Source organism: Brucella lupini, from assembly GCF_002252535.1.
Taxonomy (GTDB): Bacteria; Pseudomonadota; Alphaproteobacteria; order Rhizobiales; family Rhizobiaceae; genus Brucella; species Brucella anthropi.
Map to the genome: position 1 here is coordinate 25,865 of NZ_NNRN01000054.1, position 15,451 is coordinate 41,315.

The following is a 15,451-nucleotide window of genomic DNA, read 5'->3' on the forward strand; positions in this document are numbered from 1 at the left end:
TTTAATGATAGTGACCCGACTGAACGCGTGCGACTTCCTCATCCGTGAGGGAGTGCCATCGCGCTCTACGGTCTTGTCTTTCCGCTTTGCTGGTCTTGGGGATGAAGAGATTGCCTTCGGGCAGCGTGGCGCGCGCTTCCGCAAGGTCGCTCCAGAGCAATCCGTCGCTACCTGCCAGAAACGCGGTGCCCCGAAGGCTCGCGCGATCCTGATCCGCCATGCGCCGCACAGGAACACCGCTGAGATCAGCCTGTAGCTGAAGCAGCGTATCGCTGGACGAAAGCCCCCCGCCTGCCACCACTTCCCGCACCGGAACGCCAGCCACTTCAGAGCTTGCCTCTGCGCAGGAAACAACCGAATGGGCAATGCCCTCCAGAATGGCATGAGCAAGATGCGCCCGGCTGTGGGCCATCGAAAGCCCGGTCAGCGATGCCCGGCCATCCGGTACGATGTTCGGCTGACGCAATCCCGTCAGGGTCGGCATGAAGAAAAGGCCGTTGGAAGACGGTACTGTCGCAGCCAGTTCGCTGATTTCCCTGGCATTCTCGAACCAGCGCATTTCATTGCAGAGCCAGTTGAGCGCCGAGCCGGTTGTGGCGGCATAGGTCTCGACCGCGAAATGCGAGAGGTTCTCGCTCCGCCAGGCCGCCATGGTGAAAGTTGCCTCGTAGAGGCCGGGATTTTTCGGCGTCTGCTTTCCAATCACCAGATCGACGAAGCTTCCCGTGCCATGCACGCACATGGCCTGACCCGCATCGTGACAGCCAAGGCCGACCAGACCGCCGAGCTGATCACCGCAGGACGCCTTGATCGGCACGCGGATACCCAGAATGTCCTGCCGCGTAAAACCGAAATCATCGGCGTCCTGTTTCAGCTCGGGCAACAGTTCCAGCGGAAAATCCTGCGCTTCCACCCAATCGGTGAAATAGCGATGTTCACCAAGAATATAGGCACCGGCAGAGGTCGCATTGGTCGGCGTCGTGACGGCTGTGCGTTCTTCGGACAGGTTCCACAGCAGCCAGCTGTCGACCGTGCCAAAGGCAAGTCTTTTCGCTTTCCACGCCTCGCGCACAGCAGGCGTTTCCTGCATATGGCGCGCCGCCCACAGATAGATCGCCCGTCCGCCAACCGGACGCCCGGCAAGCGACACGAGTTTCGCGTCCCATATGGCGCCGAGCGGCTTCAGCTCTTCGGCATAGCGTGAATCCTGCCACACCATGGCCGGGACCAGCGCGCGACCCGTCTCGGTATCCCACAGAACACCGGTTGCGCGTTGCGTGGCAATTGCCATTGCGGCGATCTCCACGCCCGCATCCCGCGCTGCGGCGATCGTCTTGCCGCATACTTCGATGGTCTTTTGCAAAAGAACATCGGCGTCCTGTTCCACCACGTTATGACGCGGCGAAGATACGGTAAGCGTCGTGTAATTGACGGCGGAGACCGAACCGTCGGCCGCGACAAGCGCGGCCCTGGTTCCGGACGTTCCTTTATCAATTGCCAGAATGGCCTGTCTGCGTCCGTTCACATTATCCTCCGTTATTACCGGTCACCTTCGAACTGCGGCGCATTAGGCTCGTCATCCGGGCTGATCTTGGTGCGTGTCGGATCCCACTGAATGATCGAGCAGATGATGCAGGCAATCAGTGGAACGACCGATAGGATCAGGAATGTCGTGCCGAGACCGTAGGTCTCTCGGAAGATCGGAAAGACCAGCAGGCCAAGAGCCGCACCCATGGCACCGAGCGCACCGATGACACCGTTGGCGCCAGCACGCAGTTCGCTGCGGAACGAGAGTGACGACAGGCTCTTGCCGTTCGCACCGGGACCGCCGGAATGGAACAGGATGAACAGCGATGGCACGATCACCGCAAGCCAGGTCGGCATGGTGTCATGGAACAGGCCCATGATCAGCAGCATGACAAAGACTGCACCGAAGCCGATGGCGGAAGCCTTGCGCAAGCCGAGTACGCGTCCGATGACTGGCGAAGAGAAGCCACCGATGATGCCAAACACGTTGAACACCAGCGTGCCCATCATGGCGTAGAGGAAGTCCTTGCCGAACAGCGCCGCACTGATGAGCGGCAAGTACCAGCCCACGGCAAAATACTGGATCGACTGTCCGATCTGGACGGTTGCGGCAAGAATCGTGCGCGGCAGATAGATGCCACGGAAAATCAGGGCAACATTGGCGATGCCGCGACGGGCCTGATTGAGAACCGGCAAACGGTCTTCGGGCACGGCGGCAACAAAATCGCGGTGATAGATGCGGGTCATTGCACGGGCGGCATCCTCCAGTCGTTCCTTGCGGGCGAGCCAGATCGGGCTTTCAACCATGAATACCGCCTGAAGAATCATGATGGCGAAGGCGAACACACCCGTTGCGGCAACAGAATAGCGCCAGATCGAGTCACCCACGTCCCAGCTGTAGAACAGCATGGCCAGAAGCACGTTTGTACAAACGGCGGTGTACCAGATGCCCTGCCACGTATTGAGGCGGCTGCGCAGGCGCGCAGGCGTAAATTCGGCAAGTACGGCCATAGCGATAGCAAAATCGATACCGTAGGCGGCGCCCACGAAGAAACGCCCCATGAGGATGACTTCATAGGAATGGGCCGTCATCACCAGCACTGCACCGATGAGCGCAATGAGCTTTGCGAAGATCAGCGGGCGCATACGGCCCCAGCGGTCGGCGATCCAGCCGCCGATTGGATTGAATGCGATCGATACCCACGAGGCGAAAGACGTCATAAGCGCAACCTGCGCCGCATCCAGCCCCAGATCCCGTGTCATAGGTCCAAGCCCTGCGCTCAGTGCCGAATTGGCGAAGGCATCAAGAAACAGGCCGCCAAGGGCAAGCCACCAGATGATACCGGCGCGACCTCGAATACCGTCATTCGCATCAATGTAGGAAATAATATCCGGCACGCCCCTCAGGGCTATCTTGCTTCCGTGCATTACGGCGTCCTCCCAACGTCGTTAAGACATCTGCAAGAGGACTTATCCGGATTCCAGACGCAATAAGACCATCCTTGCAGATGGTCTTAAATCTTCAGTCTGCATTTATAGTTATAGCCAGTTTTTAAGAGGAGTCAATGCGCCGCTTTTATCGCTGACCACCATGGCTCAATAGAATTATTCGACAATTTTCTCGACTTTGCATTGTGTCTAAACGCGCGGGACGCAACTAGTTTAGGTCACAGAATGAATGGTTTCCACCTCCCACTGCCATCCTCATTACATAATTGCCAATCGGCAATCTTCGGCCTTTAACGACTGGAATGGGTAGATGGCCGGCCTCTCCTTGCCCCTCAGTAGACGCTTCCTAGACTGTGATGGACTGTTACAAAAAACTAAAAACTGTACTTGAGAAGTGGCTCAGTTTGTCTGAACAGTTTCGGGCGTTTCGCTAAGTGGATTTCCGCCTCGATTATGCCGCCGCCATCATTGGTGTCAGTGCGTTGAAGTAAGCCTGATCCGGCGTCTGCCGGTCAAGCGATGAATCTGGGCGTCGGCTATTGTAAAAGTTTTCAGATGCCGGCCGATGCCAGCGCGAGCAAGCTCTTCGAGTGCTCGCTGCACCGTACGTGGGCTCACGTTCAAGGCGAGCGCCAATGCGAACTCGACCAGGCTTCCCCATCGTTGAGCAAAGCTAGGATTTGGGCACGGTCGCTCACATTGGCGGAAGTCAATCCAAAGCGCGCCGATGATCTGTTCAAGCGCGGGTTGTCGTTTGGACAAAGCCGGGTGATCTGTAACGCGCACTGGCAAAGCGATGTCGATGCGGGACGCATTATGGGGGCCGCGACAGTCGCCAAACTGCACAGCAATCCCGAATTCCTTGCTGATGTTCAGGCCGCGCGCAAGGAATTGGAATCAGCGAACAGGCCGTCTGTCGATTGCACTGTTGAGGAGCAGGCGCTCTCAGAGCAAATGCAATGACAACCCTTTCCCTCAACTGATCACCGAAGCGGAATTTCGGGGGGAATGCATCACTATAGATTTTTCGCGATTGCGCTGACTGTTTTGATTGGCAGTCAGCATATGGCCTTTGCCGCTGATATTCCGTTCGCATCCACTGTCTCAGAGCCTGTAAGTCAAGAAGTCAAACCGGATGGATGGCGCTTTAGTGCAAGCCCATGTTTCTGGGCAGCTGGTATCGGTGGCACTGCGGGCCAATTTGGGTTACCACCTGCAAAAATGAAATCTGATTTCGGGAGCCTCTTCAAAGAACTCGACTTCTCGTTCATGGGTGTCATTGAAGGGCATTATGATCGCTATAGTCTGTTCAGCGATATCATTTATACAATAATATCGACAGGTGGTCAGACCCCTTACGGAGTATTGAGCAACGGCGTTGATATTAAATCTGGGACGTTTTCCGGTTTTCTCGGCGGGGGGTACAGTCTTTTTGAGGAAGGGAGAAGCCGCCTTGATGTGGTGGCAGGCGCGTGCGTCTGGTACGCGAGTACGGAAATCTCTTTTGATGGTGGATTATTGGACGGCCACAGCGGGCGCGACAGTGCTGCATGGGTCGATGCCGTTGCCGAAGTACGCGGTAAGTACTTCCTGACAAATGATGTTTTCTTCAGTGGTTGGGGCGTCGTGGGGGCGGGGCAAGCCAAGATCGATTGGGATATTGCCGGAACGCTTGGATATCAGTTCAGGAACAATCTATCTGCTGTTGCAGGCTATCGCGCGCTTGGTATCGACTATAGTCATGATGGTTTCGTTTATGATGCGGTTCAAAAAGGGCCGATACTGGGGCTTGTGGTACACTTCTAACAAGATACCGAAGCTCGAATGAACCATTGAAATCAACGTCAATCGGGTTGCCGTCGGTTAACGTGGGCGAGAATGGAGCGAAAGATGATTTTGCGAAATGTCACCAGCGTCGAACCCGGTAAATCAATGCGCTATGGATCGTTGGTCGCCCATAGCGCATCGCCCACGATTTCGAGAGGCGGTTATCCGCGCTCAAGTCAGACTTGATGGTGCTTCTCCCACCACCGAAGCTGAACTAGCCGTCATTTCCGAAAGCATCGAAATCAAAGTACTTATCGTTGATTTCCTTATATTTTCCGTTGATTCGGATTTCCTTGATCGCTTCGTTGAACTTTGAAACCAGTTCCGGGCGTCCTTTCTTGATAGCAGCGCCAACGCCAGCGCCATGATATTGTGCCACCGGCGGATAGGTGCCGATCATCTTGCAGCATGCGCCCTCGGGTGTTTTGAGCCACTCAGCCAGCGACACACTGTCATCATTAATGGCATCAAGACGACCATTCACCAGGTCTAGCTTGAATTCCTGAGAGGTCGGATAGGCTTTTACTGTGCTGTCGGTAAAGTAAGCCTCTGCATAGTTCGCGTGGGTCGTTGAGCCTTGCACACCGACAGTCTTGCCAGCAAGGTCGTCCTTGGTGACACCCTTGATGTCAGAATCCTTCAATGCCACCATTCCCGGAGGAGGGTTGAAGTACTTATTGGAAAAATCAACCTGCTTCTTGCGTTCCTCGGTTATCGACATGGAAGCGATAAACGCATCAAACTTTCCGGATTGGATAGCAGGGATAGCGCCGTCCCAATCCTGAGCGACAATTTCACATTGCGCCTTCATCTGATCGCAGAGCGCCTTGGCGATTTCAACCTCGAAACCGGCAAGCGTTCCATCTGCCAATTGATAATTCATCGGCGGATTGGCACCCTCAGTACCAATGATGAGCTTCAAAGGCTCTTCGCCATGGGCAATGCCCGCTCCTAAAGAGAGTGCCATCGCGATTATTGATGGTGTGAGCGCTGCTGTTTTCAAATATTTCATGGTTTCCTCCCATTTTGTTTGAAATTGAAATAGGTGTTCGAAAGAATACTAACCGCTGTGTTTTTCTTTATTTTCAGATCGAAAGTATTCGATAGAATATTGCGCATAGAGGGCTGCACCCCTGAAAAGAACATCTTCATCGATATTGAATTTCGGATGGTGGTGGGGATGGACGGCGTCGATCTCTTCGTTTCGCACGCCGATGAATGCGAAGGCACCGGGATAGACTTTAAGGAAATCGGCAAAGTTTTCTGAGGCCATTACCGTGTTGAAACTCGTGCAGTCTTTTTCCAGGCCGAGAGACTGAATGGCGCGACGGGCAACGTTGCTGCATGCCGGATCATTAGTGACTGCTGAAACACCGCCGCTGAATCTGATTTCTGCTCGGGTGCGATAGGCATCGGCCGTGCTTGTTACTGTCCGCTTCAACGCTTCTTCGAGATAATTCATTATCTCAGGGCGCGTTGCACGCATCGTGCCCGAGACGCTGACCTTGTCTGGAATGACATTATCTGCATTGCCGCCGCAGATACTTCCAAAAGTCAGCGCGACGGGTTCCGTAGGATCGAATTCACGGCTGACGAGTGCAGCGCAATTCAAAATGATCGCTGCAGTCGCGATGATAGGGTCGATACCTCTGTTGGGGTAAGCGCCGTGCGTGCCCACGCCATGGATTGTCAGATCGATTGATTGCCCGGCAGCCATTCGAGGGCCTGATTCAATGGAGATTTTGCCGGTCTCCAGCTCCGACCAGAGATGAATGCCCAATACGCTTTCAACGGGGTGCCTTGCGAGTTCTTTCAGAATGTCCTCTGTTCCCTCGCCAACTTCTTCGGCTTGTTGAAAGCATAGCTTGACTGTTCCATGGAGCTGGTCGCGAGATTTCATGAGAATGCGCGCCGCTCCCAGCAGCATGGCGACATGTCCATCATGGCCGCAGGCATGCATGACGCGAGCCGTGCCGGACCTGTACTCCAGGTGAGGGTTGTCTTCTTCGATTGGCAAAGCATCCATGTCGGCGCGCAAGGCGATAACCCGTTCGCTTTGCGATCCGGCAATTGTTGCCACAATCCCAAATTCGCCGACTAAAATATAAGGGACGCCTATTGCATCAAGTTCTTCCCTGATACGTGCAGAAGTGCGTCGCTCATTCAGGGAAAGCTCAGGGTATTTATGAAATTCCCTGCGCAATTCGCGCATATAGTTTTGCTCACTTCGAGCCAGTTCCAACGTTTTCAGTTCCGCCCCCGCATTATTTGTCGTCCCCATCACCTTCCGATGATCCTGCCTACGAACAGCCAGTGCAGGTCCAGAACCTCCGTGAGTGATCAGGTGCAATCAGTCGAACATCCGATTGCGACTTGCCCACTTTCTTTTCCGTCCTGTGTCTTGTTCTGTTCCCGCTTGACCGTCGAGGCTGTCATATCTCCCGCCGCACTTCATCCGGTAAAATGCCGTCTTGGCAGGCACCATGCCTAAATCTGCCGTCATATTGTCGGCGGCGGCTATCCATGAATGAGCCGAAGGTTTTGTGTGGGGCAGGTCTGTTGATAATGGCTAATATTGATCGATTGACAAAACTGCTGGCGCCACAGCAATCTGGCGTGGGGAATCGCTCGGGGGACACGTGACTATGCTCAATAACGGGTCTGTATCAGTCGGGCGGCTGCATTCATCATGACGCTCGATCCAGTATTTCACCTGCGTCCAAAGAATACTGGCGCTGCACCTCTTTGTGTCGTGGAGCGAAATTCCTGTTTCCAGGGCGCTGTACATATTTCCGGATTTGTCATCGCGGCAAACAGCAAAGTGCTTGGTTTGAATCTCAAACTGCCGGACGGGCGTGAACTGGTAATCTCACAGCACAGCCTGCCAAGCCCCGACCTGAGCCGTGTCTATGGGCGTTCGGCGGCAGCATGTCGTTTCAATGAGCGAATCTTTACCGGCCTCGAAACCGCTCAAATGCTGAATGCTACGATAGAAGTTTGCCTGGCTGATGGGTCCAGATTGGAACAGCCGCTTTCCGCAGCGGATCCGCATGACCCTGTTCTGGTGCTGGTCAACCGTTTCTTCGATGAGATTCATCAGTGCTCAAACGGGCATATGCTCGAAATCGGCTCTCGCAATCGAACCGGTGCCATGTGGCGCGAACGTCTGCCTGCCGCCTGGCAATATACCGGTTTTGATATTCTGGAAGGCGAAAATGTCGACGTCGTCGGCGATGCCCACGAAGCGAGCAGTTTTCTGCCCAGAAATCAATTCGACGCCGTCATGTCATTTGCGGTGTTTGAACACCTGCTGATGCCGTGGAAAGCAGTCATCGAAATGAACCGGGTGATGAAGCCGGGAGCGATTGGCATCATACTCGCACCACAGACCTGGCCGCTGCATGAGGAGCCTTGCGATTACTTCCGCTTCTCGCGCCATTCATGGAAAGCGCTGCTCAATCGCGCAACGGGCTTTGAAATAATCAAAGCCGTTGATGGTTGTGACGCTTATATCGTGGCGAAAGTCCACAATCTGGCGACAAGCTTCGGCGAGTTCTATACCGGGGCCTTGATGTCAGCGGTCTTTTTCAGGAAGACAGGCGAAACGAACCTTGACTGGCCTGTTTCACTTTCCTCTCTCGGCGATGATGTTTACCCGATGTGATGCGATTTTCAGACAAAGATGCGTGTTAAAACAAAGCGTTAAAGCGCCGATCTGATCCAGTCAGATCGGAGCTCTAGCGCAATGTTTTTTAGAGCTCAGTCTAAGCAGACGCTTTGGAGCGCGAAGCCAGGATGGACAGAGATGGTCCATGTTCGGCATCGGGCTTATCGTGCGCGGTAATGATCTCGTCAAAGCCGAGCTGGGCCAGAAGCCAGAGCAAATCTTCCCGGTTGATCCAGCGAGGTTCCGCCTCCATGCCGCCGCAAAAGGTCTTTTCCTTTTGTTCCAGATAGGGCCGCTTGTGGAGCTTGATCAGTCGTCCGTTCCAGTCGCGCAATTCCGGATCGCCGAGGGCATCCAGGCGCGGATCACCGGGAAGCATGGCATCCGGATCGACAACATGCGTCCAGAGATATAGCCGATCAGTACGGCTGGAAAGAAGCTCGAGCGTACGGATCGGGTCCGACATGTGATACAGCACGCCGCTGGCGACGATCAGCGGCCATTGCGTTTCCTCTCTTTCCAGATAGGGGAGGAAATTACCCAGCTGGAAAGATGCGCCGTGCAGTTGCAGAACTTCTTTCGTTACCAGACAGCGAAGATAAGAATCCCGTTTTGCCTCAATAGCCGTAACGGATGCAGCACCTTCTGAAAGCAAGGTTGCAGTATGGGCACCTTCCAGGGGCCCCAGCTCGAGGACGTCTTTTCCTTTGAACCAATCCTTCAACTGTGCGGTGAGCCAGAGGATTCTCGGGTCCGCAAACAGGGCATTGGTGCCCGCCCGCAGGCCTGTCTCTGAAGGAAAGGCCGATACCCAGCCACCCTTGAATATGTCCATGGCATTCTGTGCCGAAGGTGCTGTGCTTTCATAGCCCGGCGCAATGTCAATTTGCCGGGGAGTTGCCGCTGCCGACGAAGGTTCCTCCGGGCCTGCTTCCTTGATCGCATTCAGTGCAAGGGTAAGTCTGTCCGGCTGCGTCGTTACAGATGGATTGCGGCTCATCACCACATAGAATTCGCAGCCGAAACTTGGGTGAAACAGCTCTTCCTTGAGACCCAGAACGCCAGCGTTGTACAAATCCTGCATGGCGAGACGGAAACTTGAGGGTGTGAAAACCCAGGCGTGGCAATCGACGTATTCGTCATTCTTGCTCGTCGCGCTCGCGTAGCCGGACGAGGGGGTGCCGGCAAAAGCGAAATCGCCCTTATGCCCTTCCATCCAGACCTGTATGCCGCCGCGGGTTGCATTGGAGGCATGGTGATCGAAGAGGACAGCTGTTCCATGTCTCTTTTGTTCCGCGAGGTAGGCAGCCAGCATATGACCTGCTGTGGTGCTCGGACGCAGATAATCAAAAGTATAACGTCGGTCCGGCACGAGAAGATAAACCTTGCCGCCGGGCTTGAGCGCACGCTCACAACGCTGAAGGAAATGAATGGGGTCTGTCAGATGCTCGAAAACATGGCTGGCAACGATGAAGTCAAACCCATCCCCGGTCAGATCCAGCTCGCTGAACTCGCCGCCATCGTCAATTGCATCGACGGTTTCCAGCCTGGAAGTGTCGACGCCCATACTATTATACTTGAGACGCAAGGATTGCGTGTCGGTATGGTCTATGACGAGCGTCCTGAAGCCGTCTCTCTTTGGTAAAATCGGAGCATAAGATGCACCTATTTCTATGCCGCGAGAGTTTTTTCCCACTTCATTTCTGATCAGCTCCCGGAAATCCATGAATAGCCTACCCCCTTTATTATATCTTCTCTGAATATCGCATCCGAGCCATTTATTTTAGCGAGGCCCAGTGTTATTCACAAAGAAATTGAGCCGGGGGGGCAGGAATGCGCATTGGAAAAGCAATGAACTGGTTGGCTGTGCGCGCTTATATACGTAGCGCCAAGCTTGTTCAGGCGCCGCATATTTTCATGGAAAAAACGCCGCGATTTCTATCGGATGAAACAACACGTCAGCCGAACGGCGATCTCTATGCAATCGTCGTCAAGTATAACAAGTTTGGTGTTACGCCCGATTTTCTGCATCTCCTGAATGAACTGCGTCATCAGAACATCAATCCCATTGTTGTTTGCAATGGCAGACTGTCGCAACCGGAGCATGACGCAATCAAAGCCGTGGCCCAACGCGTTCTCGTCCGCCAGAATATCGGCCGCGATTTTGGCGCCTATCGCGCAGCTACATTGCTTCTTGCTGCTGAAGGGCTGCAACTCCGGCGACTGCTCTATTTCAACGACAGCATCATGTATGTTCCCGGTGCTGGCCTTCGAAACATGATCGCATCGCTTGCCGATAGTGAGTATGATGTCGTCGGCACGAACGAGAATCACGAATTCATCCACCATGTTGGCAGCTATGCCTTCAGCGTTTCCGGCAAAGTATTCAACGATGCTGCGGTGCGGCGTTTCTGGTCGCGATATCGCCCATACGATATCAGACCTCATGCCATCAGAAAGGGTGAGGTGGCTCTGTCAGAATGCTTCGTGCGCTGCGGTTACAACATCGATGTGCTGTACTCCACTGACAAGCTGGCTCTCAAACTCGACAAAATGGCGATGCCGGATATCGTATCCAATCTTCGCTATCTGCCAAATGGCGCTTTTCGCAGCTATGAACTTGAGCCGCTTCTGGCTGGCGCGATCTATACCGGTAAAATGCTTTCCAAACGCTCCGGTAAGCGGAACGCAAAGCCTGCGGCTATCGATGAGATGAACCTGACGCCAACCATCAGCCAATATTCAAAGGCGATGAAGGGACGTGTTGACACATCGCCCGCTGACGACCGGGGCAGGCTTGTCGGCGAACAGGTGAGGCGAGAGGTCCTGGTCAATCACATGATGGGGATCGTCATGAATGGCAGTCAGGTTCACTATGGTTTTGGGCTGTTTCACAGAACGATGGATAGTCCGCTGATCAAGCGTGATCTGCTTCTTCGCGGTCTTCTTTTCGAACATGATTGCGCACGCATTCTGGACTATATGCCTGCTCAGCAGCGCGAGCCCATCATGCGCGAGTTGCTCAATCGGGGCCGTAGCGTCAATGTCGGCGGTTTCCGGCGCTTTAAGTTGCGCAACGGGTTGGTCTGAGCCTGATGTGACAGGTGCTCAAAATTGAGGTGTTACCTGTCCGGTACTTGCGATTTTGAAATTTCATGGGGAATATGTCTTGTGTCTTCCCCTAATACAGCTAATCATCGACAGCAGTTTATTTGATACGGAAGAAGAAATTCAATCATTGCTATGAGGAGGTGAAAATCCATGACCTCGATAAAGCAGTATATGATTCAGTTTGCGTTGATGCTGGGCCTTTTCTCTCTGGGCTCTATTGATGTTTCCCGTGCACAATTTCTCGATGCTTTCAAAGCCCGAAATACAATAACGGCTGATGCCATTACCCGGACGCCGGTCGGAACCCGTGTGGTGCTCACCGGTTCGATCAAAAGCAATGTCAGGAGGGCTCAGTATGTTTTTCAGGATCGCACTGGACGAACGAGAGTTCGGATCGAAAGAGAAGTCTGGCGCGGAAGAGAAATAAACACCAAGAACAAAATTGAAATTCGGGGTCGCGTCGAAAACGACGTCAGGGGAAGGTTCATCGACGTATATTACTTCAAGATAGTCGAATAGTTGGTTCGAATAACTGATTCAATCGGGAGTTGCCATGTTTAGACTGGGTGGAAAATATCAGCATTTCATTCACGGTGACAGCTGCGGTTGTTCCACCCCCATGTTGCAACAGGTTTCCCGGCGTCTGGACCGATTATCGCGAAGACATTTTCTTGCAGGAGCGGCGGCGACAGCTGCGGCAACGATGATCGCGGATCGCTCTTTCGCACAGTCTCCTAAAACTCTCCTGACGCGGGCGCGGCTTTTCGACGGCAAGGCGGACACTCTGAAATCCGGTGTGCAGGTTCTGGTCGAGGGCAATCGCATCGCTGCTGTCGATACGACAAACAGTGCTCCGCCCGAAGGCGCGACGGTCATCGACTGCGGCGACCGCGTGCTGATGCCGGGTCTGATCGACGCGCACTGGCACGCCGTTTATGCGGCGGTGCCGCTGCCGGTGCTTCTCGAGGGAGATCTGGGTATAATTTTCGCAGCGTCTACGGCAGAAGCAGAACGCACGCTTCTGCGCGGTTTTACGACGGTGCGCGATATGGGCGGGCCGACTTTCTCGTTCAAGCGCGCGATCGATACGGGGGTCATCTCCGGCCCGCGCATCTTTCCCGCAGGTGCGATGATAACGACTACCGGCGGTCATGGTGATCTGAGGCTGCCAACGGAAATTCCGCGCGACGGGGGCAAACTTAGCACTGGTGAATTGATGGGGGCTTCAGCAATCGTCGATGATTCAGGCAGCTTGAAGCTTCGTGTGCGCGAGCAGCTGTTGCAGGGCGCCTCGCAGATCAAGATCGTTGCTGGCGGCGGTGTGTCCTCGCCGCGCAGTCCGCTTGACATGTCGACATTCAGTGAGGACGAAATTCGCGCGGCGGTCGATGTGGCAAAGGACTGGAACACCTATGTCACGGTCCATGCCTATGCGTCGAATACGGTCCAGCGGTCTATCAGAGCTGGTGTTGCATGTGTCGAACATGCGCACCTGATGGATGAGGAAACTGCGCGCATGTTTGCGGAAAAGAGTGTCTGGTTGAGCATGCAGCCTTTCCTGACGATGGAGGATGCGGCGTCACAGACAGGGCCAGGCGCCGAACGGATTCAGCAGCTTTTCGCAGGCACGCCAAGGATTTACGAGTTCGCGCGCAAATACGGGATAAAGACCGCCTGGGGTTCAGACGTTCTGTTCTCACCCGCATTGACCCCGCGCCAGAATTTCATGCTGACCCATTTGAGCCAGTGGTATTCAAATGCGGAAGTGCTTCGTGCGGCTACATCGGTCAATGCGGAATTGCTCGCCCTTTCCAATCTGCGCAATCCTTATCCCGGCAAGCTCGGCCTCGTGGAACCGGGCGCTTTCGCCGATCTTCTGGTTCTGAACGAAAATCCGCTAGATGATATTCATGTGCTTGAAAAGCCGGAACAGACGCTGGCGGTCGTCATGAAAGACGGTCAAATTCACAAGAATACCCTGAAATCATGAGTTGATTTCTTGGCTGGGGATGGGGAGGTTTTATGCTGAAGGCTGGCAATGCAACCCTGATCCTGATTGCAGGATGCGTCCTGATTGCATTGCTCCATTACGGCGGCGCGGTATTTGCGCCGGTCGTTTTTGCATTGTTTATCATTATGCTCGTCTGGCCGGTCCAGCGCAGACTTTCATCGCTCATGTCGCGCTATCTTGCATTGGTGATCACTTTTCTTCTGGTGGTTTTCCTTCTGCTCGGTTTTGGCTGGCTGCTCGCGTGGACAGTCGGGCAGGTCGGTCGCCGCATATTGATCGATGCAGTTCGGTATCAGCTCCTCTATGAGCAGCTTAAAATCTGGCTTGAGGGGCATGGTATCGCGGCTTCAGTTCTGTGGTCGGAGAATTTCAGCGTAAGCTGGACTTTGCGGATGCTTCAATCGATAGGAAGCCGCCTCAACAATACATTCAGTTTCTGGCTCGTGGCTCTGGTCTATGTCCTGTTGGGGCTTGCCGAAACCGATGAGTTTCGCGCGCGGATCAAGCAGCTGAAAAATCGGGAGGCTGCAAATTCATTCCTGCGTGCCAGCCAGTCAGCAGCTACAAAAATCCGGTTCTATATGCTGCTTAGGGCTTTGATGAGCCTTGCGACTGGTTCGTTTGTCTGGCTTCTAACCCGTTTGATCGGTTTACCATTTGCCGAAACCTGGGGATTTGTCGCGTTCATCCTGAATTTCATCCCTTTCCTCGGCCCGCTGGTCGCCACGCTCTTTATTACCGCGTTTGCCTTCACACACTTTGCCAGCTGGCAATGGGTGCTCGCGGTCTTTGTCGGTTTGAACATCATACAATCTGTCATCGGAAGCGTGATAGAGCCTCGATTGACGGGAAAGACAATTTCCCTGTCGCCGTTTGCAACGCTCTTTTCCGTGTTCGCCTGGGGCTCGCTCTGGGGTGTCTTCGGAGCTTTTATCGGCGTGCCGATCACAATCGTCGCCCTGACTTTCTGCGCGCGATATTCCGCTACCAGCTGGTTTGCCGAAATATTCGGCTTTTCCCGCGAATAACGTTGAAAGTTTTACGATGGAAGAACCAGTAATCGGGTCTCAAGCGGGTGCCTTGACCTTTCAAGATGCAGCCTATGTAATATCTGGGAATGGGCATAATCAAAATGGGAAGGATATTTCTATGAGAATGATCCTGTACAGTGTCTTGACGATGGCCGTAATTGGCGCCACTGCGAGCGGGTGCACAACCGACGAAAGAAGAACAGCCGGCTATGGTGTTGGCGGTGCCGCGATTGGCGGGCTTGCCGGAGCTGCCATTGGAGGTGACACGCGTGGCGCGCTCACCGGCGCAGCCATCGGTGCAGCCGCAGGTACGCTCGTAGGCGTCGCACAGACCCGTAATGGCGTTCAGTACTGCCGCTATCGCGATCAGCACGGCCGTATTTACGAAGCACGTTGCCGCTAGAGCATGTCTCCCGCAAGCGGGAACCGGTTTTGGAATAGAGACTTGCGGTCCTGATGCGGCTGTGCCGCATCTATGCATTGGATATCTGGAGCGTCTCTCGATCTGATTGTATCAGATAGGCGCTCCAAAAGTTTGTTTTCATGACATTTTCCCGAACCTGTTCATCCGCTTCGGGACTTTTTATGCCTGTCGCCAATCATGAAACCGGCGAACAGGTTCGGCTTGTGAGTTGTGGTTCTTTGTTACTTTGGAGGGGACATGAAGCTGCATTCGATCGGGGCTATTCTTGCATTCACTGCCATTTTTACGATTGGAACCGTTGCCGAGACGGTTCCGGCTTTCAGCCAGAGCTATTCGGTTACAGTGGGCGTGCGGATCAACAACGGACACAGGATACGGTGTTCCGAAGGTGTCCGATTGCTGAG

At 54.1% G+C, this 15,451-nt stretch carries 13 protein-coding genes and 1 pseudogene; 8 read left to right on the forward strand and 6 right to left on the reverse strand.

Going from position 1 to position 15,451, the window contains the following annotated elements:
- Position 1: 1 nt before the first annotated feature.
- From CES86_RS19010 to CES86_RS19025, 3 genes and pseudogenes are all read right to left on the reverse strand, one after another.
- Positions 2 to 1,525: an FGGY-family carbohydrate kinase gene (locus CES86_RS19010; RefSeq protein ID WP_094515093.1), complete on the reverse strand. Its 1,524-nt coding sequence runs from the start codon at positions 1,523 to 1,525 to the stop codon at positions 2 to 4.
- Between the two features lie 14 nt (positions 1,526 to 1,539).
- Positions 1,540 to 2,955, reverse strand: coding sequence for an MFS transporter (locus CES86_RS19015; protein ID WP_029925044.1), 1,416 nt, complete (start codon positions 2,953 to 2,955; stop codon positions 1,540 to 1,542).
- 472 nt (positions 2,956 to 3,427) lie between these two features.
- A pseudogene (locus tag CES86_RS19025) lies at positions 3,428 to 3,555 on the reverse strand (IS3 family transposase); the annotation flags it as partial.
- A 120-nt stretch (positions 3,556 to 3,675) separates the two neighbouring features.
- Between CES86_RS19025 and CES86_RS19030 the strand changes: the two are divergent.
- Both CES86_RS19030 and CES86_RS19035 read left to right on the forward strand, forming a co-directional pair.
- Entirely contained in the window at positions 3,676 to 3,939 is a 264-nt protein-coding gene (locus tag CES86_RS19030) for a phosphatase PAP2 family protein (protein WP_051517819.1), read from the forward strand.
- 45 nt (positions 3,940 to 3,984) lie between these two features.
- On the forward strand, positions 3,985 to 4,782 hold the full coding sequence (locus tag CES86_RS19035) for a hypothetical protein (protein ID WP_094515094.1): 798 nt from the start codon (positions 3,985 to 3,987) through the stop codon (positions 4,780 to 4,782).
- 235 nt (positions 4,783 to 5,017) lie between these two features.
- On the opposite strand, the gene CES86_RS19040 is transcribed toward CES86_RS19035, so the two are convergent.
- Together CES86_RS19040 and CES86_RS19045 are read right to left on the reverse strand one after the other, a co-directional pair.
- Complete coding sequence (locus CES86_RS19040) at positions 5,018 to 5,815, reverse strand: transporter substrate-binding domain-containing protein (RefSeq protein WP_010661140.1); 798 nt, start codon at positions 5,813 to 5,815, stop codon at positions 5,018 to 5,020.
- A gap of 48 nt (positions 5,816 to 5,863) precedes the next feature.
- Entirely contained in the window at positions 5,864 to 7,084 is a 1,221-nt protein-coding gene (locus CES86_RS19045; protein WP_235819948.1) for a M20 metallopeptidase family protein, read from the reverse strand.
- A 408-nt stretch (positions 7,085 to 7,492) separates the two neighbouring features.
- Here CES86_RS19045 and CES86_RS19050 point away from each other — a divergent pair, with 408 nt between their 5' ends.
- Entirely contained in the window at positions 7,493 to 8,467 is a 975-nt protein-coding gene (locus tag CES86_RS19050) for a methyltransferase domain-containing protein (protein WP_029925041.1), read from the forward strand.
- A 100-nt stretch (positions 8,468 to 8,567) separates the two neighbouring features.
- Here CES86_RS19050 and CES86_RS19055 read toward each other — a convergent pair whose 3' ends face one another.
- On the reverse strand, positions 8,568 to 10,196 hold the full coding sequence (locus CES86_RS19055; protein WP_094515096.1) for a methyltransferase domain-containing protein: 1,629 nt from the start codon (positions 10,194 to 10,196) through the stop codon (positions 8,568 to 8,570).
- Between the two features lie 125 nt (positions 10,197 to 10,321).
- On the opposite strand from CES86_RS19055, the gene CES86_RS19060 reads away from it, so the two are divergent.
- The 5 genes from CES86_RS19060 to CES86_RS19080 all read left to right on the forward strand — a co-directional run bounded on the left by CES86_RS19060 (position 10,322) and on the right by CES86_RS19080 (position 15,026).
- A complete protein-coding gene (locus CES86_RS19060; RefSeq protein WP_235819946.1) occupies positions 10,322 to 11,560 on the forward strand; it encodes a rhamnan synthesis F family protein in 1,239 nt (412 codons plus the stop codon).
- A gap of 171 nt (positions 11,561 to 11,731) precedes the next feature.
- Complete coding sequence (locus CES86_RS19065; RefSeq protein ID WP_029925038.1) at positions 11,732 to 12,100, forward strand: NirD/YgiW/YdeI family stress tolerance protein; 369 nt, start codon at positions 11,732 to 11,734, stop codon at positions 12,098 to 12,100.
- Positions 12,101 to 12,134: 34 nt separating this feature from the next.
- Positions 12,135 to 13,571 carry a metal-dependent hydrolase family protein gene (locus CES86_RS19070; RefSeq protein WP_029925037.1) on the forward strand — a complete coding sequence of 479 codons (1,437 nt, stop codon included), beginning with the start codon at positions 12,135 to 12,137 and terminating at the stop codon, positions 13,569 to 13,571.
- A 32-nt stretch (positions 13,572 to 13,603) separates the two neighbouring features.
- Positions 13,604 to 14,620 (forward strand): AI-2E family transporter, encoded by a 1,017-nt coding sequence (locus CES86_RS19075; protein WP_029925036.1) that lies wholly within the window; start codon positions 13,604 to 13,606, stop codon positions 14,618 to 14,620.
- 121 nt (positions 14,621 to 14,741) lie between these two features.
- Positions 14,742 to 15,026, forward strand: a complete 285-nt coding sequence (locus tag CES86_RS19080; RefSeq protein WP_012092279.1) for a glycine zipper 2TM domain-containing protein — start codon at positions 14,742 to 14,744, stop codon at positions 15,024 to 15,026.
- Positions 15,027 to 15,451 lie beyond the last annotated feature (425 nt).

Excerpts from the sequence above, each read along its gene's own strand:
- CES86_RS19015 (WP_029925044.1), bottom strand. The coding sequence starts at position 2,955 with ATGCACGGAAGCAAGATAGCCCTGAGGGGCGTGCCGGATATTATTTCC.
- CES86_RS19035 (WP_094515094.1), top strand. The coding sequence starts at position 3,985 with ATGCATCACTATAGATTTTTCGCGATTGCGCTGACTGTTTTGATTGGC.
- CES86_RS19040 (WP_010661140.1), bottom strand. The coding sequence starts at position 5,815 with ATGAAATATTTGAAAACAGCAGCGCTCACACCATCAATAATCGCGATG.
- CES86_RS19045 (WP_235819948.1), bottom strand. The coding sequence starts at position 7,084 with ATGGGGACGACAAATAATGCGGGGGCGGAACTGAAAACGTTGGAACTG.
- CES86_RS19050 (WP_029925041.1), top strand. The coding sequence starts at position 7,493 with ATGACGCTCGATCCAGTATTTCACCTGCGTCCAAAGAATACTGGCGCT.
- CES86_RS19055 (WP_094515096.1), bottom strand. The coding sequence starts at position 10,196 with ATGGATTTCCGGGAGCTGATCAGAAATGAAGTGGGAAAAAACTCTCGC.
- CES86_RS19060 (WP_235819946.1), top strand. The coding sequence starts at position 10,322 with ATGAACTGGTTGGCTGTGCGCGCTTATATACGTAGCGCCAAGCTTGTT.
- CES86_RS19065 (WP_029925038.1), top strand. The coding sequence starts at position 11,732 with ATGACCTCGATAAAGCAGTATATGATTCAGTTTGCGTTGATGCTGGGC.
- CES86_RS19070 (WP_029925037.1), top strand. The coding sequence starts at position 12,135 with ATGTTTAGACTGGGTGGAAAATATCAGCATTTCATTCACGGTGACAGC.
- CES86_RS19075 (WP_029925036.1), top strand. The coding sequence starts at position 13,604 with ATGCTGAAGGCTGGCAATGCAACCCTGATCCTGATTGCAGGATGCGTC.
- CES86_RS19080 (WP_012092279.1), top strand. The coding sequence starts at position 14,742 with ATGAGAATGATCCTGTACAGTGTCTTGACGATGGCCGTAATTGGCGCC.